Annotated in this window: 14 protein-coding genes; 5 read left to right on the forward strand and 9 right to left on the reverse strand. The window is 47.8% G+C overall.

Going from position 1 to position 21,810, the window contains the following annotated elements:
* Nucleotides 1–85: 85 nt before the first annotated feature.
* Nucleotides 86–1,861 (forward strand): hypothetical protein, encoded by a 1,776-nt coding sequence (locus ABZR88_RS11780; RefSeq protein WP_107830477.1) that lies wholly within the window; start codon nt 86–88, stop codon nt 1,859–1,861.
* Between the two features lie 122 nt (nt 1,862–1,983).
* On the opposite strand, the gene ABZR88_RS11785 is transcribed toward ABZR88_RS11780, so the two are convergent.
* Together ABZR88_RS11785 and ABZR88_RS11790 are read right to left on the reverse strand one after the other, a co-directional pair.
* On the reverse strand, nt 1,984–2,745 hold the full coding sequence (locus ABZR88_RS11785) for an SDR family NAD(P)-dependent oxidoreductase (protein WP_107830479.1): 762 nt from the start codon (nt 2,743–2,745) through the stop codon (nt 1,984–1,986).
* Nucleotides 2,746–2,990: 245 nt separating this feature from the next.
* Nucleotides 2,991–3,905, reverse strand: coding sequence for an AraC family transcriptional regulator (locus tag ABZR88_RS11790; protein WP_107830481.1), 915 nt, complete (start codon nt 3,903–3,905; stop codon nt 2,991–2,993).
* Between the two features lie 304 nt (nt 3,906–4,209).
* On the opposite strand from ABZR88_RS11790, the gene ABZR88_RS11795 reads away from it, so the two are divergent.
* A complete protein-coding gene (locus ABZR88_RS11795) occupies nt 4,210–6,597 on the forward strand; it encodes a DUF5703 domain-containing protein (RefSeq protein WP_107830483.1) in 2,388 nt (795 codons plus the stop codon).
* Between the two features lie 222 nt (nt 6,598–6,819).
* Here the strand turns inward: ABZR88_RS11795 and ABZR88_RS11800 are convergent, their stop codons facing one another.
* Nucleotides 6,820–8,613 carry a glycoside hydrolase family 15 protein gene (locus tag ABZR88_RS11800; RefSeq protein ID WP_107830485.1) on the reverse strand — a complete coding sequence of 598 codons (1,794 nt, stop codon included), beginning with the start codon at nt 8,611–8,613 and terminating at the stop codon, nt 6,820–6,822.
* 243 nt (nt 8,614–8,856) lie between these two features.
* On the opposite strand from ABZR88_RS11800, the gene glgX reads away from it, so the two are divergent.
* From glgX to treY, 3 genes are read left to right on the forward strand one after another with little or no spacing between them, the layout of a single operon-like run.
* Nucleotides 8,857–10,986 carry a glycogen debranching protein GlgX gene (gene glgX, locus ABZR88_RS11805; protein ID WP_107830487.1) on the forward strand — a complete coding sequence of 710 codons (2,130 nt, stop codon included), beginning with the start codon at nt 8,857–8,859 and terminating at the stop codon, nt 10,984–10,986.
* A gap of 4 nt (nt 10,987–10,990) precedes the next feature.
* Nucleotides 10,991–12,805, forward strand: coding sequence for a malto-oligosyltrehalose trehalohydrolase (treZ, locus tag ABZR88_RS11810; protein ID WP_107830489.1), 1,815 nt, complete (start codon nt 10,991–10,993; stop codon nt 12,803–12,805).
* Nucleotides 12,806–12,808: 3 nt separating this feature from the next.
* On the forward strand, nt 12,809–16,981 hold the full coding sequence (gene treY, locus ABZR88_RS11815) for a malto-oligosyltrehalose synthase (protein ID WP_107830491.1): 4,173 nt from the start codon (nt 12,809–12,811) through the stop codon (nt 16,979–16,981).
* A gap of 119 nt (nt 16,982–17,100) precedes the next feature.
* Here treY and ABZR88_RS11820 read toward each other — a convergent pair whose 3' ends face one another.
* The 6 genes from ABZR88_RS11820 to ABZR88_RS11845 all read right to left on the reverse strand — a co-directional run bounded on the left by ABZR88_RS11820 (nt 17,101) and on the right by ABZR88_RS11845 (nt 21,807).
* A complete protein-coding gene (locus tag ABZR88_RS11820) occupies nt 17,101–17,487 on the reverse strand; it encodes a DUF3037 domain-containing protein (protein WP_342748751.1) in 387 nt (128 codons plus the stop codon).
* Complete coding sequence (locus tag ABZR88_RS11825; protein ID WP_107830493.1) at nt 17,462–18,253, reverse strand: HipA family kinase; 792 nt, start codon at nt 18,251–18,253, stop codon at nt 17,462–17,464. The genes ABZR88_RS11820 and ABZR88_RS11825 overlap by 26 nt, the downstream gene beginning before the upstream one ends.
* A 25-nt stretch (nt 18,254–18,278) precedes the next feature.
* Nucleotides 18,279–19,103: a DUF817 domain-containing protein gene (locus ABZR88_RS11830; RefSeq protein ID WP_107830495.1), complete on the reverse strand. Its 825-nt coding sequence runs from the start codon at nt 19,101–19,103 to the stop codon at nt 18,279–18,281.
* Between the two features lie 12 nt (nt 19,104–19,115).
* Nucleotides 19,116–19,874 carry an oxygenase MpaB family protein gene (locus ABZR88_RS11835; protein ID WP_107830497.1) on the reverse strand — a complete coding sequence of 253 codons (759 nt, stop codon included), beginning with the start codon at nt 19,872–19,874 and terminating at the stop codon, nt 19,116–19,118.
* Nucleotides 19,874–20,212: a DUF2809 domain-containing protein gene (locus tag ABZR88_RS11840; RefSeq protein WP_211309857.1), complete on the reverse strand. Its 339-nt coding sequence runs from the start codon at nt 20,210–20,212 to the stop codon at nt 19,874–19,876. The genes ABZR88_RS11835 and ABZR88_RS11840 overlap by 1 nt, the downstream gene beginning before the upstream one ends.
* Nucleotides 20,213–20,364: 152 nt before the next feature.
* Nucleotides 20,365–21,807: an NAD(P)/FAD-dependent oxidoreductase gene (locus tag ABZR88_RS11845; RefSeq protein ID WP_107830501.1), complete on the reverse strand. Its 1,443-nt coding sequence runs from the start codon at nt 21,805–21,807 to the stop codon at nt 20,365–20,367.
* Nucleotides 21,808–21,810 lie beyond the last annotated feature (3 nt).

Here is a 21,810-nt window from a genome sequence, read left to right on the forward strand (position 1 = left end):
TTACGTGTAATCTGCATTAGCATACATCGGCCTATCTTTAATTTACCGCTTCATTATACTGCGGTCGCCAATTAAACCTGTAAGTATGCAAAAACCTTTACTGCTTGTTCCCCTGCTTGCGCTGGGCTTGTTTGCCGGTGCACAACCGTCTGCTAAAACCAAAACTACGCACTCTGCTGCCGTTGCGCCTGCCAAAAACTTTGCGCCGCCGGGTACCGTCATTGTGCCTGCTAGCTCATTTGTAGACCGCTTGCCAAAAAACGACATTATTGCCGAGGCACGTGGCGATGGCTGGTATTTTAACAATACGGCCATGGTGCTCAACTCACTCACCAACCTCATTACCTGGGTTAATGTGCCCGAGAGCGGCAAATACTACATTTATGCACGCAGCAGCGGCGCCAAAAACCAAGGCTTTAAAGTAGTGGTGAATGACAAGGTAACCGCCGAACGCTTTGGCGACACCGCGCTAACGTGGAAACGCGCTGCCCCACTGGAAGTAAAAGCCGGTCGGGCGGTGGTGAAAATCACCCGCATTAATCCAGGCTCAACGGTAGACGTGGTGGTGTTGAGCAAGACCCCTAACCTGAAAGAAGAAGATATTAAACCCTATCAGCTTAACCCGGATGTAGAATTGCTGAAAGAATACCATTCGCCGCTGTTCCCCGGCCTGCCTAAGTTTGGCGATGTGGACGGCGATAAAAAGACCGATTTTTTAGTGCTTTCGCCTGATTTTACGGCTACCATGTTTGATAACTCCGGCAAGCAACTGTGGCAATACAAAGCGCCTGAAGAAAACGCCAAACTCCGTTCTGAATTTGAAGCCCCGGGCGTACTCTGGGATTTTGACCACGATGGCAAAGCCGAGGTAGTGCACTGGCGTTTGATAGACGGTAAAGAATGGCTGGTAATAGCCAACGGCATGACGGGCGACATCATCCGCAAGGTAGAATGGCCTACGCAGCCGTTGCCGCACGTTTATAATAACTTTCGCCTGGCTATTGCCAAGCTAACCAAGGGTGCACCCAACGAGATTGCGGTGTTTACCGATATGGGCGGCACCATTAACACCACGCTCTACGACTCTAACCTTAAACTGCTTTGGCAGCACACTGAGAAACGCCAGAAAGATAACCAGGGCCATTACATTTATCCGCTGGATATTGATGGCGACGGCATTGATGAGATCCTGGTCGGCTCTGAACTACTGGACGCTAAAGGCAAAGAGATCTGGAACCGCTTTGACCTGGTGAACGACAATCACGACCATGCCGACAGCTACAAATTAATTGATATGGACCACGATGGCAAGCTGGACATTGTGATATCAAACAGCGAAACGGGGGTTTATGCCATCAAAGGCATGACTAAGGAAATTATCTGGCAAAACGTAGCCGAGCACAGTCAACAACTAGACGTAGGCGACTTTCTGAAAGGCGTACCCGGTCCGCAAACGGTAATTGGCGGCCGTACTTATGGCAACCGAAATGCAGGCGAACCTTATTTGGGCAGTCAGCTATACTGGTTTGATAACCAAGGAAATTTAGTAAACATGTGGCCACATGGCTTCCCTATTAACGGCAACCCTAACTTTGTGAGCGGCAATTGGAAAGGCGACGGCAAACGTCAGGTGTTCTGGTACAAATGGAAACTGAACGACAAAGGCGAAGGCGAACTTTACTTCCCCGATCAGGTATACCATATCTTTGATTTTACCGGCCGCGGTGCTGATGAAGTGATCACCTTCGGTCGTGGTGTGATGCGGGTTTATGGCTCGCGCACAGCTATCCATACTGGCAAAGACCGCAAGGCCGATTTGCGGTATCTGCAGTTAAATGTGGCTAATCATACACATTATTAACCCCTCCAAACCTCCCCGAAGGGGAGGCTTAGGCTGCATCATAAAAGAAAAAAGGCCCATGCACGATAATTGCATGGGCCTTTTGCTTTGTAAGCCTCCCCTTCGGGGAGGTTTGGAGGGGTTTATATATTCATCCCGCCTGAAGCCTCAAGACGTTGCGCGTTGATCCAACGAGCATCTTCAGTACACAGGAAGGCTACGATGCCGCCAATATCATCAGGTACACCTGCACGGCCGAGGGCAGTTACGCTCGATACCATCTTGTTGACTTCCGCATTGTCGCGCACCCTGCCACCGCTAAAGTCGGTTGCTATGGCGCCGGGAGCTACCACGTTAACGGCTATTCCGCGCGGACCAAGTTCTTTGGCCATATAACGGCTCAAGGTTTCAATAGCTCCTTTGGCCGCGCCGTACGCGCTGGTGCCCACCATGCTAAATCTAGCTAAACCACTGGAGATATTGATAATACGGCCGCCATCACTAATCACATTCAGCAATTTCTGAGTGAGGAAGAAAACGCCTTTAAAGTGAATATTGATAATGTTGTCAAACTCTTCTTCGGTTGTTTCTGCAAAGGATTTGTGCAGACCGAAACCAGCGTTATTAACTAAAAAATCAATCTTTTCAGTACCAAATTTAACGGAAAGCGATTCTTTCAACTCAGCCACAAAGCCATCAAAACTTTTAACATCACCAGCGTTGAGTTGCAAAGCGGCAGCCTTTACACCAGCTTGCTCTAACTCCGCAACCATGGCCTCGGCCTCGTCTTTTTTATTATTGTAGGTCAGCACCACGTTAATACCTTTCTGCGCCAGGTGCTGAGCCATATTTTTACCTAATCCGCGGCTGCCGCCGGTTATCAGTGCAATTTTGTTGTTATTCATCGTTTGTTTTTTCTTTTAGTTTGATGACACAAAATTATACCGGCGAGCAAGGTTATTGTTTGCACGCATCAAATCAATAGTTGCAAAAATCAAATGAATCGGCAGTTCACAACCGTATGTCATTGCGAGTAGGGGCGTGAGTTGGACTGAGCGCGGAGCAATCTCGTCGCACGGCAAACCAAGCAACGAGATTGCTTCGTCATCCTTCACTCTTCCTCCGCTGTTCCTCGCAATGACATTATGTTTTAAACCGCCCTAAAGGCCGCCGGACTGGTAGCCGTCTGCTTTTTAAAGAAATTAGAGAAATGCGCTGTCTCCTCAAAACCCAGACTGTAGGCAATTTCAGAGACGTTCCAATTGGTCTGCTTCAGCAGGATTTTAGCTTCCTGCGCTACGCGCGAGGCAATAATATCGGTAGTGGTTTTGCCTGTGGTTTCTTTTAGTACTTTATTAAGGTGATTTACATGCACAGCTAATCGCTCGGCATAATCTTTGGCGGTGCGCAGTTGAATACGCTGATGAATAGATTCTATTGGGAACTGTCTTTCCAGCAGCTCGATAAATAATGAAGATACCCGTGCCGACGCAGAATGTGTAGGATGCAGCGCCAAAGCAGGCTGTAGCTTTTGCCCGGTATGGATCAGCTCCAATACGTAATTGCGCAGCAGATCATATTTGTAAACATAATCTGATGACAGCTCTTTTAGCATCTTGTTAAAGATTGGAGCAATTTCATCCGCCTCGTCATCACTTAACTGAAACACCGGAACGCTGCCCGGTTGAAAGATAGGCAGTTCATCCAGCACCACCCCGCTTTTATTGGGCAACAGAAAATCAGCTGTAAAAATGCAGAACGCTCCATGCTGGTCATCGTCCTGCGGTACGTAATGGTAAGGAATTTTGGGTGTAGCAAACAACAAGGCATTATGCTCAATATCGATCACCTTATCGGCATACTCGGCTTTGTTACGACCGCGGATCAGACTGATCTTGTAATAAGCGCGACGGTTATAAGGCATCTCCGGCACTAGCTTACGCTTAATGCGCTGCCGCAGCTCATCAATCCTGAATACGTTGAAATGACCTATCTCTTTGTTGATACCTTCGGGTATCAGCGTATTGCTTTCGCGGTAAAAATCGTCGATGGAGGCTATAGACATATTCGTTGTAAAAATCAAATATAATCAATCAAGAAGGTTAACCACAAAGGGCACAAAATTTCCACGGAGAACACAAATTTTTATCATACAAAGGCGACCAACATGTCATTGCGAGCAGGGCTGCGCATTAGGCTAGAGCGCGAAGCAATCTCGTCGTACGCGATAGTCTTTCGACGAGATTGCTTCGTTCCTCGCAATGACAATTGTGTTAATTTACCATCACCAAAAAGTTACAGCCCAATCAGGACGGTCATATACGCGGTGCGCACATGTTTGCCTTACATTTAGCCTTTCAATTATAGCCATGAAAAAACTTTTCTTTCTTGCTTCAACATTTATTGCGTTGGCAGGTACTGTTGCCGCGCAGGATATTTCGCAGTACAACGTATCCTGGAACAGCCAGAGCAAAAACTCGTCTGAATCAATGCCACTTGGTGGCGGCGATGTGGGTTGTAACGTTTGGGTTGAGAACAATGATATCCTGTTCTACATCAGCAAAACCGGTACGTTTGACGAGAACGGCTCAATGCTGAAACTTGGTCGCGTACGTTTGCACCTATCGCCAAATCCTTTTAAAAGCAATTTCAAACAGGAACTGAAATTAAAACAGGGTCATATTGAAATCACCGGCGATAACAACACCGTGGTAAAACTTTGGGTTGAAGTTTTTAAACCCGTAGTACACGTTGAGGTAAGCAGCGCGCAAAAGCTGAGCGCCAAGGCTATATTTGAAAACTGGCGGACGGATGATCGTCAGTTATCTGTAGACGAGCGTCATCAGGCCTGGGGTTACAGCAATGTAACGCCTGAAGAGCTGCCGTTATATACCCGTAAAGATACCATCAGGCCACAAGCAGCATCATTGGTTTGGTACCATCAGGACCGTAACAACGAAATGGTGATTGACCGCGAGGCTGTGCAACAACACCTGGGCGCAGTAAAGAACCAGCTTTGGAATCCGATGAAAGATCTGATCTTCGGCGGCGAACTGGTGGCCAAAGGCATGAAATATACCGGCACCATGGACAGCATTTATGTAGCTACCAAATATCGCGGCTGGGTGTATCAGAGCGTAGCGCCATCAACCAAAATCAACCTGGATGTAGTATTACACACGGCACATGCTACCCCTGCCGTTTGGCAAAAAGGCTTACAGGCCGAGGTTGCTTTAGCACCAGCCAACAGCACCAAATTGCTTAAAACGCAGCAATGGTGGGCTCAATACTGGGATCATAGCCATATTTACGTTAATACCGACAAGCAGGATCATACGAATGATAAAGGCTGGGAAGTGGGCCGTAATTACAACGTCTTCCGTTATCAGTTAGCTTGTAACGCCTTTGGCGAGTGGCCTACCAAATTTAACGGCGGCCTGTTTGTATTTGACGCCGATTTTGTAAAAGGCGACTACAAAAACAAGGTAACGCCAGATTTTCGCCGTTGGGGTGGCAGTAGCTTTACCGCACAAAACCAGCGCCTGGTATACTGGCCAATGCTGAAAAGCGGCGATTTTAGCATGATGGCTCCTCAGTTTGAGTTTTACCGTCGCGCTATGAGCAATGCGTTACTGCGCGTTAAAACCTATTGGGGCCATGGCGGCGTAGCCTTTAACGAGCAATTGGAAAACTTTGGCCTGCCTGCCGGTCATACTTATGAGCGCCTGTGGGGCGGTCACCCCCTGCAGCCGAGGTCTGATTCATCGAGCACACGAGTGCTGAAAAACCAAAAAGGCGAAACCAAAAAATTCGTTGATTATGGTTTTGTAACCAACCCGTGGGTAATGGATCATTATGATGGTGAGCTGGAGTTCTCTAAAATGATACTTGATTATCAGCTTTACAGCGGTGCCGATATCAGTAAATACCTGCCGTTTGTAGATGAGAGTGTTCGTTTCTTTGATGAGCATTATCAATACTGGTCTAAAAAGCTGAACGGCTACCCGCTGGATGCCAACGGAAAATTGATTATGTATCCAGGCAGCGCTTTGGAAACTTATAAAGGAGCCACCAACTCTACCAGCACCATTGCCGGTTTAAAGAGCGTTTTAACCGAGTTGACTGAGCTCCCTGTTCAATATGGCACTGCCGCGCAGCGCGCTTACTGGAAAGGTTTGCTAACCCGCCTGCCTGATATGGCTACGCGCGAACTGAAAGGCCATACCGTAATCTCTCCTGCACAAATTTGGGATGGCAAAGTGAACAATACCGAACTGCCTCAATTGTACCCGGTTTTCCCCTATCGCATCTACGGCGTGGGTAAGCCAAACTTACAACTGGCACAAGACACCTGGCATTTCGGTGCCGATAAAGGTAGCCAGTACAGCATTGTAAGCTGGCACCCAGACCCAATTTTTGCTGCCGACCTGGGCCTGACCGATGAAGCGCAAAAACTGACTACTCAGAAACTGAGCAATGCTACCTTCCGTTACCCTACATTCTGGGGACCGGGCCTTGACTGGGCACCAGACCACAACTGGGGCGGCAGCGGTATGATTGCCCTGCAGGAAATGATGCTGCAAGCCGATGGCAAAAAGATCTACCTGATGCCGGCCTGGCCAAAAGATTGGAACGCCGACGTAAAACTACGCGCACCATACAACACCACCATTGAGGCTACTATTAAAGATGGTAAAGTGGTAAAAATGAAGGTAACACCTGAAGCGAGAGCAAAAGACGTTATCGTGAAAGATTGATTAAGGAAGACTAAAGCTTAACCCAGTTACATAGGGCTTCGCACGCCCTTTAACAAGCTCAGGATGTTACCCGGCGCTCTTTAAAAGAGTCCATCGGGAACATGCTGAGCTTTCTTGTATGCAAAGATCTTTATAAATGCCTGTCGAAATCCGCAGATCGAACAAATCGAAAGCCTTGCCACCCGGTTAAAGCCCTCCCCTTCGGGGAGGGTTGGGAGGGGTTTACAAAAACACCGGCCTGTCCAACTTAATAGCAATCCGGTAAGCCGCATTCATTAAACCTACGTGGCTATAGGCTTGCGGGAAGTTACCCCACTGGCTACCGTCGTTCTCATCCACATCTTCGCTAAAAAGCAGCAGGTGATTACAGTATTGCAGTAGTTTTTCAAACTCGCGGATAGCATCATCCATACGGCCAACGCAGGCCAGGGCTTCTACATACCAGAAGGCGCAGATCAAGAAAGTGGTCTCTGGCTTGCCAAAGTCATCTTTATGCAGATAGCGGTAAAATAAACCGTTAGGGGTCTTCAACTCCGCCTCCAACGCAGCCAGGTGATCGCGCGCTTTTTGTGAGGCGGGATCGATGTAGTTCATCATAATCAACTGCAACGTACTGGCATCCAGGTGCGGACTGCCCGCTGCGTGGGTATAAACCTTCCGCTCAGGATCCCAACAACTTTCAATGTGTGCGGCTGCACGGGCCATCAGGCCATTGGCGCGGTCTTCCAGTTCTTTATTGCCAATGGTAAGCGCCATTTTCAATGCTGCATTACAACCTGCCCATTGAAACAGGTTGCTATAACAGTGCACGTTGGCCATGTTACGAAACTCCCAGATGCCGGCATCGCGCTCATCAATGGTGCGTTCAATTTTATCCAACACCGATTTTATCCACCGGTCTGAATCCTTACGCTCGCTAAATACAAAGCGATGATCGGTGTAAAGCGGCAGCAACGAGATGAGCACCTGCCCGTAAATATCGTTCTGAATGTGCTCATAAGCCTGATTACCAATACGTACAGGACCACTGCCCTGGTAGCCGCTCAGATAGTCCAGCGTTTCTTCCACCAAAAAACGTTTACCGGTTATACTGTATAATGGCTGATACCGGAAACTATCCGGATTGGCCGAAAATGAGATATCGGTAATGTAATTGAAATACCGCTCCATCTCCTCAAAATGCCCGATGTGATTAAGCGAGGTGAGCACATAGTAAGTATCGCGCAACCAGCAATAACGGTAATCCCAGTTACGGCCACTACCTATAAACTCGGGCAAACTGGTGGTACTGGCGGCGATGATAGCCCCTGTATCTTCAAACTGGTGAATTTTTAAAACCAACGCCGAGCGAATTACATAGTGCTGATAGAAACCGGCTATGGATGAATGCTTGATCCACAGGCGCCAGTACTCTATAGTTTCTCGCAAAAACTCCTCGCTGGTGGGCGCCAGCGGGGCTTCCAGCACATTGCCATAGGTAAGCACCAGGTATTTGGTTTCGTTAAGGGAGAAATGCTGATCCTCGTACATGTAACTGATGGGGATGTTACTGGTCAGCTGCATGCGTTCATCGGCGCCGATAAACTCTATATGGTTACTGCCACGCAATGCTTGCATGGGGGTTTTACCATAGTCATAAACGGGTTTACAACGCACCCGCACGCGGGGAGCGCCCTCCAATGGCTCAATCTTACGGATCAGCATCAAAGGCTTAAAGTACCTGTTGTATTTATAAAAGCGTGGCGCAAAGTCGGTTACCCGATATTTGCCTTTCCGATAAGTAATCTCGGTACGGATAACATTGGTGTTTTCCAGGTAATATTGGTTTGACTCATAGCTCTCGTCATCAGGGAGAATAGAAAACTCACCGCCTTTCTCTTTATCCAATAATCCGCCGAAAACGAATGAACTGTCAAAATCGGGCCAGCACAGCCAGTCGATATTAGTGTTCTTGTTTACATGGGCCAGGTAAGCACAATTGCCCACCAAACCTGTTTGATAGAGGTGTTTTGCCATAGATGTATAGCTAACAACAGGAAATAGAATTTGTTGTCTGAACCCGGATTTATAGGATTTTTGGGATGGACAGGATATAATGAGCGGATAGGTTATCGTTTAATATTTTCTTATAAAAATTCTACTGTTAAATAAATCATCATCAATAAAGCCTCATCATTTTTAAAGCATCCTGTTCATCCCAAAAATCCTATAAATCCCAGTTCAGACAAACATTTTAGCTATAAAACTCCTTTTAAGGGCATGGAAACTACTACCTATCCAGGCAAACCATACCCTTTAGGAGCCACATGGGACGGCGAGGGTGTTAACTTTGCCATATTTGCAGATAACGCCACCGGCGTTGAACTTTGTCTGTTTGACAATAAAGACGCTAAGCAAGAATCGCAAAAGATTAACGTAACCGAGCGTTCGCACCAGATCTGGCATTGCTATTTACCCGATTGCAAGCCCGGGCAACTGTACGGCTTCCGCGTGCATGGGCCTTATGAACCCGAGAACGGTCACCGGCATAATCCCAACAAGTTGCTGATTGACCCCTATGCAAAGGCCATTGCCGGCAGCATCAACTGGAACGATGCCATGTTTGGCTACATTGTTGGTGATCCGCAAGCCGATCTGAGTTTCAGCGAGACCGATAGTGCGCCATTCATCCCAAAATCAGTAGTAATTGATAACGAGTTTGATTGGGAGGGCGATGAACCGCAGTACCTACCCTACCATCAGTCTATCATTTACGAAGCACATGTGCGGGGTTTTACCAAGCAACATCCGGATATCCCGGAAGAAATCCGTGGCAGTTACGCGGCCATTGGGCATCCCGTTACTATTCAATATTTGAAAGACCTGGGCATTACGGCCATAGAGCTGATGCCTGTACACCAATTTGTAAATGACCGCCACTTGCTGGAAAAAGGGCTTTACAATTACTGGGGCTACAATACCATCGGCTTTTTTGCGCCCGATGTTCGCTATTCATCCAGCGGTGTTGAGGGCGGTCAGGTAACCGAGTTTAAACAAATGGTAAAAGACCTGCACAAAGCTGGTATTGAGGTGATACTTGACGTAGTATACAACCATACCGGCGAAGGCAACGAGATGGGCCCAACACTTAGTTTTAAAGGTGTAGATAATTTTTGCTATTACCGGTTGGTTGAGGGCGATATGCGCCATTATATGGACTATACCGGCACCGGTAACACGCTCAACGCCAACCTGCCAAACGTGCTGCGCTATATTATGGACAGCCTGCGCTACTGGATCTTAGACATGCACGTAGACGGCTTTCGTTTTGATCTGGCCGCAACCCTGGCCCGCGAATTACATGAGGTGAATCGACTGAGTGCCTTTTTTGATATTATTCATCAGGACCCGGTGATCTCGCAAGTAAAACTGATTGCCGAGCCCTGGGACGTGGGCGAAGGCGGCTACCAGGTAGGTAAGTTCCCTTCGGGCTGGGCAGAGTGGAACGGAAAATTCCGCGATTGTATCCGCGATTACTGGCGCGGGGCCGATAGCATGTTGGGCGAGTTTGCACAGCGCTTTACCGGTAGCCCTGATTTATACCAGGATGATTACCGCCGACCAACTGCCAGCATCAACTTCATTACCGCGCACGACGGCTTTACGTTGAACGACCTGGTATCTTACAATGATAAACATAACGAAGCGAACGGCGAAGACAACCGCGACGGCGAAAGCCATAACCGCTCATGGAACTGCGGCGTTGAAGGCCCAACGGATGACGAAGCCATCAACCAACTACGCGAGCAACAAAAACGCAACCTGTTAACCACACTGTTCCTCTCGCAAGGCGTGCCCATGCTGGTAGCTGGCGATGAGTTTGGCCGCACACAAAACGGGAACAACAATGCCTACTGCCAGGATAACGAGATCTCATGGCTCAACTGGAAAGATGCGGATCAAAGCTTGCTCAAGTTTACCCGCAAGCTCATTCATTTTATGAAAGAGCATCCCGCCTTCCGTAGAAGAAAGTGGTTCCAGGGCTTGCCCATTAAAGGCAAAGGATTGGAAGACATTGCCTGGTTTTTGCCTGAAGGCACCGAGATGAGCGACGAGAACTGGAACCATGACTATGCCAAATCGCTCGGCGTGTTCCTGAACGGCAAAGGCATACATCAATTAGACCCAGAAGGTCATCAGATTGAAGACGATAACTTCTATCTCATCTTTAACGCCTATCATGAAGCTTTGGAGTATACTTTCCCCGAAAAAATCCGCGGCAAAGGCTGGATGAAAGTGATTGACACTGCCGAAGATGAGACCGAAGACCACCTGCTGGATCAAAAGGAGTCTATCTGCGTACAGGGCCGTTCGGTAGTGGTTTTACATCAACCTTTACCTAAAAAGTAAAACCATGCAAAGGAGAACGCCGGGAGTTAGATTTAATGCAGATGGAAAGGCCGAGGTTGTGCTATGGTCACCATCTGCACAAAAAGTTGAGATAATACTACTTAACGATCATAAAAAGATTGCATTAAATGGCGTAGACTTTGGCTACTGGGAGCTAACCACAACCGCAATCAAACCTGGCGGTTGCTATAAGTTTATGCTGGATAATGACAAAGAGCTGCCCGATCCCGCATCGCTTAGTCAACCCGATGGCGTGCATGGCCACTCTCAAACCATCGACCTAAAACAATTTAATTGGACTGATGGTAACTGGCAAAATCCACCACTGGATGATTATCTGATTTACGAGCTACACACCGGAACGTTTAGCACCGATGGTACTTTCAAAGGGATTGAGGAGCATCTGGACCATTTATTACAATTGGGCATAACCGCTATTGAGCTTATGCCCGTGGCCCAATTCCCTGGCGGGCGCAACTGGGGATATGATGGCGTCTATCCCTTCGCCGTACAAAATAGTTATGGCGGTGCCGAAGGCTTGATGCAACTGGTAAACACCTGCCACAACCACGGGCTTGCCGTGATACTGGATGTGGTGTACAACCACTTAGGCCCCGAAGGGAATTACTTTGGCGAGTACGGCCCCTATTTTACCTCGAAATATTGCACCCCCTGGGGCCCCGCACTCAATTTTGACGATACCTGGTGCGATGCCGTGCGCAACTATTTTATAGAGAACGCGCTGATGTGGTTCCGTGATTTTCATATCGATGCCCTTAGGCTGGATGCGGTACACGCTATAAAAGATTTTAGTCCGACGCATCTGCTACGTGAAATGAAACAGCGGGCGAATGAGTTGATGCCGGAGACCGATCGCACGCATTACCTTATTACCGAGGTTGACCTGAACGACAATCGCTTTATTGACACACTGGACAACCACGGCTACGGCATGGATGCCCAGTGGATCGATGAATTTCATCATGCATTGCGTGTAACCGCCGGCGGCGACAGGAATGGATATTATGAAGATTTTAATGGTATAGCGCATTTAGCTAAAGCTTATGAGGATGCTTATGTGTATGATGGCCAATTTTCGCCCACACGCAAACGGTATTTCGGCAGCAGCGCGGCAGGTTTTCCGGGGCGACAGTTTGTGGTCTTTTCCCAAAACCATGACCAAGTAGGCAACAGAATGCTGGGCGAGCGGAGCAGCCAGCTATTTAGTTTTGAAATGCAAAAACTAATGGCAGGTGCCGTGCTGGTTGCCCCTTTTGTGCCCCTGCTGTTTATGGGCGAAGAATGGGCCGCGCAAACCCCATTTCAGTACTTTGTAAGTCATACCGAGCCAGCGTTGGTGGAGGCCGTGCGCAAAGGCCGTAAAGCTGAATTTACTGCTTTCCACGCCGAAGGTGAAACCCCGGATCCACAATCTGAAGGCACTTTTAACCGTTCTAAATTGAGCTGGGATGAGTTAAACAGCGCCCATTCAGCGGTAATGTTTAAGTATTATCAAAAACTTATTTACTTACGTAAGAAACTGACTACCTTGCATATACTTAACCGAGAAAAACTAAAAGTCACCTTCAGCGAGGATAATAAAACCCTCCTGCTGCAACGCTGGCATGGCAATGAAAAAGTTTGCTGCGCCATGAATTTTTCAGACCAATTACAACAAATACAATTACCTGCAGATGCACAATGGCAGGTAAAATTAGATTCTGCCGATGCACAATTTGGCGGACCAACAGCATCGGCGCAGCCACAAAACCAAACCTTAAGCATCGGGCCGCAATCTATCGTCATCTACAGCAATTGAAAAATGTTTAATCCAAAGGACACCTACCGCATACAGTTCCATAAAGATTTCAACTTTAATCATTTTGAAAACATCATCCCCTACCTTGAAAAGCTGGGGGTAAGCACTATTTATGCCTCCCCCATATTCAAATCCGCACCGGGAAGCACGCATGGGTATGACGGTACCGATCCGCTGCAGATTAACCCCGAGATTGGCACATTAGCACAACTACGTCGCATCAGCAAAACATTAAAATCCAAAGGCATATCCTGGTTGCAGGATATTGTGCCCAACCACATGGCCTATCACCCTGATAATGCCTGGCTAATGGATTTGCTGGAAAAAGGGCCACGCTCGGCTTATAAGGATTATTTTGATACCGGCTTTAGCAGTGATCTGTATCTGGGAGCCATCATGGCGCCATTTCTGGGTAATGATTTGACAGACGTAATTGAACAGGGACAAAAACAAATCGCCTATCAATCAAACCGGCTGGTACTAAAATACGCTGATCATTTTTGGCCATTGCAGCTATCGAGCTATAAAACCGTTATTGAGACTATTAAACTAAAGGGAGACGTTTGGAAACAGCTGATAAACAGCATCAACGACGCAGAAAAACAAACCGAAACAGATCTTTATAATGAGTCGGCTAAGAATATAAAAAGCCAGTTAGCTGAAGTTCTTAAAAATGAATTGACGCAGAAAAACTTTGCATCTGCGTTAAAAAAAATCAGTCAGGATAAGGATTTCCTTACGGAGCTAGTTAATCAGCAGTATTACCGCCCCTGCAGCTGGAAGGAAAGTGATGCGCATATCAATTACCGCCGCTTTTTTACGGTAAACGGTTTGATCTGTCTCAACATTCAGCATCAGCAGGTATTTGATCATTTCCATCAGTTCATCGCCTCGCTGATTAAAGAAGGCATTTTTCAGGGCCTGCGCGTAGATCATATTGACGGCCTATACAACCCAACCCAATACCTGGAACGCCTGCGCAAACTTTGCGGACCAGCTGTTTACATCATCACCGAAAAGATATTAGAACAAGGCGAGGAGTTACCAACCAACTGGCCTATCCAAGGCAGCACCGGCTATGATTTTCTGGCTGCGGTTAATAATCTGCTCACCAATTACGACGCAGAAAACCAGTTTACCACGTTTTATCATGGACTGACGCATAACTATACGCCAACACAAAATCAGATAGAGGAAAAGAAACGCCTCATCCTCACCCAGCACATGGCTGGCGAGTTGGAAAACTTGCTGAATCTACTACTAAAATCGGGCCTGGTAAATGATCAAAAGCTAACCAATACCGAACTGAAACAATGCCTGGCAGAGCTGCTTATTAAATGCCCGGTATATCGTTATTACGGCAGCTCATTACCACTAAAAGGCGAAGAAAAAGCGGCCATAAAAGACCTGTTCAAACAAATCAGTCAGCAAAAACCCGAACTGAGCAAAGCCGCCGACGTGTTGTCTGACCTGTTTATCAAAAAGACTGATCATCCCGGAAAAGCTGCCGAATTTTACCAGCGCTGTATGCAGTTTAGCGGTCCGCTGATGGCCAAAGGCGTAGAGGATACACTGATGTACACCGATGCCCGTTTTGTGGGACATAATGAAGTAGGCGATTCGCCCGATGCTTTTGGCCTAACGGCCGATGAATTTCATCAGTTGATGCTGGACCGGCAAAAGCACTGGCCACTGGCTCTAAACGGCACCTCTACCCACGATACCAAACGCGGTGAAGGCGTACGTGCACGACTAAATGCCTTGACGGCCATGCCCGATGATTGGCTGAAAACCGTACGCAGCTGGCAAAAGCAAAACCGCAGCCTGAAGCAGAATAACACGCCCGATGCCAGCGATGAATATTTTATTTATCAAACACTCATCGGCATCCACCCTATGCCCGGCCAACCGGCAGATGATCTGCCACAACGCCTAACAAACTACTTGCAAAAAGCCCTGCGCGAAGGCAAGCAACACTCTGACTGGGAGCAGCCAAACGAAGCCTACGAACAAGCCGCCATTAAGCTGGCCCTATCCGTAATTGATCAACAAGGCCCAACATGGCCTGCTTTTGAAAAGCTGCTAAACCAAGTGGCCGATTTCGGCATCATCAACTCGTTGGCCCAAGTGTTGCTAAAATTCACCTGCCCCGGCGTGCCCGATGTTTATGAGGGCTGTGAATTATGGGATTTGAGTTTGGTTGACCCTGATAACCGCCGCCCGGTTGATTATCCGTTAAGAGATCAATTAGCAGAACAGCTTAAGAGCATGCGTCTCCAACAACTTTGGGACGATCGGTACAATGGCCAGATCAAACTATGGCTCACCCAGCGGCTTTTCATTGAAAGAAAAAACCAGACGTTGTTATTTGCCGAGGGAGATTATCTGTCTCTCCAAATTGAGGGTATGTATAAAAATCATGTGCTGGCTTTTGCGCGACAATACCGGCATACATGGTATATCAGCATCATTCCGCTTAATCTGGGCGTACTGGCCAAACAACAAAAGAAAGCACTGCTTAAAATTGATTGGGCCGATACCAAAGTCCTGCTGCCACCGGGCGCACCTGAAGCTTTTGAGAACCTGCTAACCGGCGAGAAAGCCAGCGGCAAGGGCGGCATACCCATTAGTAAGGTATTTAACCAATTGCCATTGTCACTGCTCAAATTAGAGCATAACAATAATGGCCGAGCAGCCGGCATGCTGATGCATATTACCTCGCTGCCATCGGCCTATGGCATTGGCGATCTGGGTACGGGCGCGCGCGCTTTTGCAGATCTGTTACATCGCACAAATCAAAAATACTGGCAGATGCTGCCACTCGGTCCGCTCAATGAGCAGGGGCTATATTCGCCTTACAGCTCATGGTCTGGCATGGGTGGCAATATCCTGCTGATTAGTCCGGAGGGGTTGGTTGATGATGAGTTGATCAATGCTGATCTGTTAAAAATAGAAGCCGATGGCTATCAGGTAGATTATGCCTGGGTAGAAAACTTTAAAAGCTCGCTATTTGATATTGCCTGGCGGAATTTTAAAGCGGGCAGTGCGCAACATCTACAGTCATCGTTTGATGATTTTTGCAAACAAGAAGCCTATTGGTTGGATGACTTTGCCCTATATGCCCAACTCAAACAACATTACCAGCAACATGCGTGGTACGAGTGGCCCGAGCCATTTAAACTACGCGATGCCAAAGCGCTGAAAAAGTTTACAGGCGAGCATGCCGATCAGATCCATCAAATCAAATTCCTTCAGTTCCTCTTTGCCCGCCAATGGCATCGGCTTAAAACCTATTGCAACGGCCTGGGTATTGAACTGTTTGGTGATCTGCCATTCTACGTCAGCTATGATTCTGTTGACGTTTGGGCGCACCGCGATATTTTTAGTTTAGATGACGAAGGAAAAGTGGAGTTTATGGCCGGCGTACCGCCAGATTACTTCAACTCCAACGGGCAATTATGGGGTATGCCGGTTTTCCGCTGGGACAGGCTCAAAGCCCGCGGTTATGATTGGTGGCTGCAACGCATTCGCAAAAACATGGAGCTGTATGATCTGCTTAGGATCGATCATTTCCGGGCATTTTCTGCCTATTGGGCTGTACCTGCTGGCGAGAAAACCGCTATCAACGGCAGCTGGCAACCGGGACCAGGTAGTGATTTGTTTAAAGCCATTCAGAAAGATTTGGGCGAGCTACCTTTTGTAGCCGAAGATCTGGGCGATATTGACGATGCTGTTTATCAACTGCGCGATGAGTTTAACCTGCCGGGTATGAAGGTTTTACAATTTGCCTTCGGTGATAATTTGCCTTACTCGCCTTATATTCCGCATAATTATACGGCAAATCATTTGGTTTATACCGGCACGCACGATAACAATACCACCATTGGCTGGTACCGGCAAGATGCAGATAAGGCCACCCGCAAGCGACTAAAAAAATACACCGGCCTAAAAGTTGACGACGAAAACATCCACAAAGTAATGATTGGCATGGCAATGAACAGTGCGGCACGCATCTGCATCATCCCTATCCAGGATTGGCTGGGGCTTGACGAACGTGCCCGCATCAATACCCCTGCAACGGTAAAAAACAATTGGGTGTGGCGGTTGGAGAAAAATCAGCTAAAAAAACTGCCCTTAAAACGAATGTTAAGGCTGACAAAGCTTTCGGGAAGGTAAATATAGGAATAGCACCCCAACATGTCATGCTGAGGAACGAAGCATCTCTGAGGACTATTCTATTTGCTTGTCCTTAAAGATTTTTCGCATTCGCTCAGAATGACATAGACTAATTACGATCACAGCACCAACTCCCGGTGCAACTTCTCCAATGTCTCTTGCGGGTCAACACACAACCCAGGGTGCACCTTTGAGCTTTGCACTACCGTGCTGCGGGTTGCGGTTAGCCAACGGAAACGGGAAGCATCATCCAAACGGGCAATGGCGCCGCCATCTTTACTGCCGCAGCATATCTGCCCGAAGGCGTGCAGGTGTTGTTTGATCTCGTCAATATCAATCACCGTGGTAAAGCAGCCTAAACGCTGCTCGTTAAGCGTAGACATGCAGCTGAGGAACTTACGCTTTGGACAATACAAAATAACGCCCACGTTAATGAACTCCTCGCGCTCTACACGGGGTACAATACGCACAACGGCATACTCAAACAAGTATCTCTCTGGCATCATTTGCTTGTTGAACAAAAATTTGAGACGCGGCTACCCTCGTCTCCAAAAACTGTGCGTAAACGTTTCTTAATTCTTCAGGAGTGGCATCGTTACCATCCCAGTGCAGCCAATCATCGGGCACAAGGGCTACAATGCTGCGGATGGTTTCTGGTGTTAATATGGCTTTAAACTGTTCGTCAACCATTTCCAGCTCGGTAGCATAACCCAGCATCACGTGGTCTTTAATCATAGCAAACGGACTGCGGGCACGCTCTTCCCAATCCTGCCATGAGTGATGAAAGTAAAGCGATGCGCCATGATCTATCAGCCACAACTCACGATGCCAGGTCAACATATTGGTGTTACGGGCGGTGCGATCAACATTAGTAATCAACGCATCCAGCCAAACTATCTTTGAAGCAGTTTCGGCATCGGGCTTAGTAACGGCCTGATCATAAGTGATAGCTCCTGACAAGTAATGCAGTGCCAGGTTCAAACCCACGCTGGCTTTCAGCAAATCCTGAATTTCCTCATCAGGCTCAGTACGGCCGAAAGCAGTATCCAGATTAGCAAAAACTAACTCCGGCACGCGGAAACCCAGCGCGCGGGCAATCTCGCTGCCAATCAGCTCGGCAATCAAGGCTTTTACCCCCTGACCAGCTCCGCGAAATTTGAGCACGTATAAAAAACCGTCGTCTGCCTCGGCAATTGCCGGCAACGAGCCACCTTCGCGCAGGGGCGTTACATAGCGGGTTACGGTTACGGTGCGTAGTTGTGGAATGGCCATCAGCCGCAAATATATTAAAATACCGCTACGCGTGATGATGTGCAATAGCCTTTGTATTCACAGGCGCAGCCTTCGCCGGACGTCGGGCCGTATCGCACTGTTTAAGCATTTTCAGCTCGGCCACGATGATAAAGCTCACGATGACCAGAAAATCCCAGGAGCTGATCTTCTGATAGTTCACCACCGTCCAGTTATGGTGTTGATAGGCGTATTTCCAGGCACCTAACCGTGTAGCAATATTCTCGGCCAGCCAGATAAAGAAGCCTATGAGCATAAAAGAAAGAATAACCGGCATGTGATAAACAGAATCTTTCAGCCTGAAATAAACGGTGGCTTTGCGAAAGAAATACAGTATCGGCACGGCAATAAAATACCGCAGATCTGTTATAAAATGATTGGTAAAGAAATTAATGTAAATGAGTGCGCCGAGCACACGTGCAGCCGTGGCGGATGGCCAGCCCTCAATCCTGACATCCAGCCTGCGCCAGGCCTGGCACAAATAACTGGCCACGCTGGCATACATAAACCCGCTGTAGAGGGGCACACCACTAATTTTAGCGTAAGCAAACTCTGGGTATGACCATGAGCCGATGTGTACTTTCTCCAACTCCATCAGCAGACCCAGCAGGTGAAAAATGCAGACTACCAACAACTCATCAGCCGTTTCTATGTGCAGGCGAAACATAACCAGTTGAATAGTAATGCAGGCAATCAGCATAAAATCATACCGGGGCAACACGCCGGTAAACAGGTGAGATAGCGCCAGCATGCTAAACACCAGCACCGGAAACAGGCAGGCCAGGCTTTGCTGCCAACCAAAAACAAACAGATGGCGGATAAAGGTTTTCATAACGGCTACGGTTTAGGCCGCATCCAAAGCCAAAATTTGTGCTTTATATTTTTGCGGCAATAAGGCATTTTTAAACGGACGCTCCCAACGTAGCGACCGGAACAAACGGTAAACCAATAACACCGGCTTTAAAATAACCACGCGACCCATTCCCAGCAATTGGCGCACTCGCGGCGCCAGTAGCATCTGTTGCACCTGCTTCATCACAAAGTACCGGAGACCGCCCAGATGCTTGCGATACTGGCGATACAGATCGGCGGTAAAATCACTACAGATCAAATCATTATCCAGATGACCTTGACGCATCCCCACCCATTCCTGATAGTTTTGCGGCAGTCCTTGCAGTTGCATGCGGGCGCCTACCCGATAGAAAACATCAAACACCTCCTGTTTTTCGGCATCAGTTAGTTTACGGTCCAACAGTTCAAAAGAACGGATAGAATAATCAATCAGCATAAACAACACGTCTCGATAGGCCCAATCTGGTATTTTAGCGCCACGGCTCTGCTCAACTCCCTGATGGATGGCGGTGATTTGGTCTATGGCCCGATGAGCTTCATCCAGATCGGCAAAGATGATGCGCCGCGCATAAGCAACCGTTGAAAAAAGCCTGCCCAGCGGATCTGCCGGTAGTTTACCGGTAAAGTATAGCCAATCTACCGCCTTGTTCAGTGCAAACTCTGCGGCCGAACCGGCGAATATGAACAGTACCACATCGGCTCTGCCCCATATTTTGCGTACAACAGAATTGGTGCTTACAAAATTGCTCATTAATACATTGCTGTTTTAGCCGGTACTTTCTTGCCCGTTTGCGACCACTCCAGTACCATCATTACAAAAATACCCCAGGTGTAAGCTTTAATATCTCCCCATGAAAAACCTGTACCCAGAATAAGTTTGGCCGTTGTAGAATTTTGCAGCTCCAGGTTATAAATCAGGTGATAGTATTGCGATGTCTCTACAGCATAAGCAAACAGCAGCACACCCAGGCCCAACCATCCGTAAGGTATTTTGAAGAAACTTTTAATAGCACAATAGATCAGCATCACCACAAAAAAATCGCCTAGCACAGGGCGCACAAAGTCATCATGAGCAAAAGCAGCTATCATGGCTTCTACGGCAAACAAAACGAGGGTCCAACTGAAGAACCGTGGGCTGAATCTAAACATATAAAGTACTTTGAAATTCAAAGTTATTGCAAACACAAATAGAAAACAAGAACTATCTTCAAAATACTTTATTCCTAAAAAGAATATATAGATTATTTCAGGCTGATATTGAACACATCACGCAAGGCCCGTTTAGCTGCATGATAGCCACACATGCCGTGCACACCCCCACCCGGTGGCGTAGATGACGAGCAGATATAAAGCCCCTTTGCCGAGGTTCTGTAAGGCGAACTGCGCAATACAGGACGGGTAAATAGCTGACCAATATCAATTGCGCCGCCGTTAATATCGCCACCAATATAATTGGGATTGTATTCCTCCATCTGATGGGTGTTGAACGTATGCCGGGCCAGAATCAGGTCTTTAAAGCCCGGAGCAAAGCGCTCTATTTGTTGCTCTATAATGCCGGTCATGTCTTGAGTTGATCCTGCCGGCACATGGCAATAAGCCCAGGCCGTGTGTTTGCCTTCAGGTGCGCGTGATGGATCAAACAAACTTTGTTGTGCCACCAATACAAATGGTTTCTCTGGATGCTTTCCCTGCCACACTTGTTGCTCGCCTAAAGCAATCTCATTAAAAGTACCGCCCAGGTGCACGGTACCCGCTTGCCTTGCTCCTGCTGACTTGAAGGGAACCGGACCATCCAGCGCCCAATCCATTTTGAAGACGCCCATGCCATAGCGGTATCGTTCAAGCTGCCATTTATAGATAGATGAAAATTTGTGACCGGTTATTTGCAGTAATTGCCGCGGAGTAATATCAAACAATATGGCTTTGGCCGATGGTAACTGATTTAAATGGGTGATATAGGTACCGGTTTGCAGCGCGCCGCCCAGGAATCTAAAATGAGCCAGCAAGGCATCAGCAATACTTTGTGAACCGCCCTTGGGTAGAGGCCAACCTTTCAGGTGTCCGTTAGCCAGCAAAACCAGCCCAATAGCAGATGTGGCTATTTTATTAAGCGGCAAAATGCTGTGCGCTGCCATTCCGGCAAAAAAGCCTTTTGCTGTTTCGGTATTGAACTTTTTAGCCAGCACGGTTGCCGGTTGTAATCCTTTCAACCCAAAGGAGGCCATTGCTAACGGATGTTGCGGCACGCTCAGCGGACCCAAAGCATCGGCTGCTATAAGTGGCCAGTTTTTCACTAAGGGCGCCATTAATTGTTGATACACTAAAGCATCAGCGCCCAGCGTGGCAGCAGTTTGAGTAATGGATTGCTGCAATGTAGCTTCGCTTCCATCATCAAAGGGATGGGCGGCGGCAATCTGCGGAAAGATATATTCCAGTCCGTAATTGCTCAGCGGCAGCGTTTCAAAAAAAGGTGAGCCCTCCGCCAGCGGATGGATAGCCGAACAAACATCGTGCTTAAAACCAGGCAGCGTTAGCTCCTGCGTACGCAGGCCACCGCCGGGCTGGTCTTGCCCTTCAATCAGCAAAACAGATAGCCCCTGCTGCTGCATTAGTATAGCAGTTGCCAGCCCGTTCGGACCGGAGCCTACCACAATGGCGTCATATTCAGTTTTAGCAACAGGCATATC

Origin of the sequence: Mucilaginibacter yixingensis, from assembly GCF_041080815.1 — a bacterium.
GTDB classification, from domain to species: Bacteria; Bacteroidota; Bacteroidia; order Sphingobacteriales; family Sphingobacteriaceae; genus Mucilaginibacter; species Mucilaginibacter yixingensis.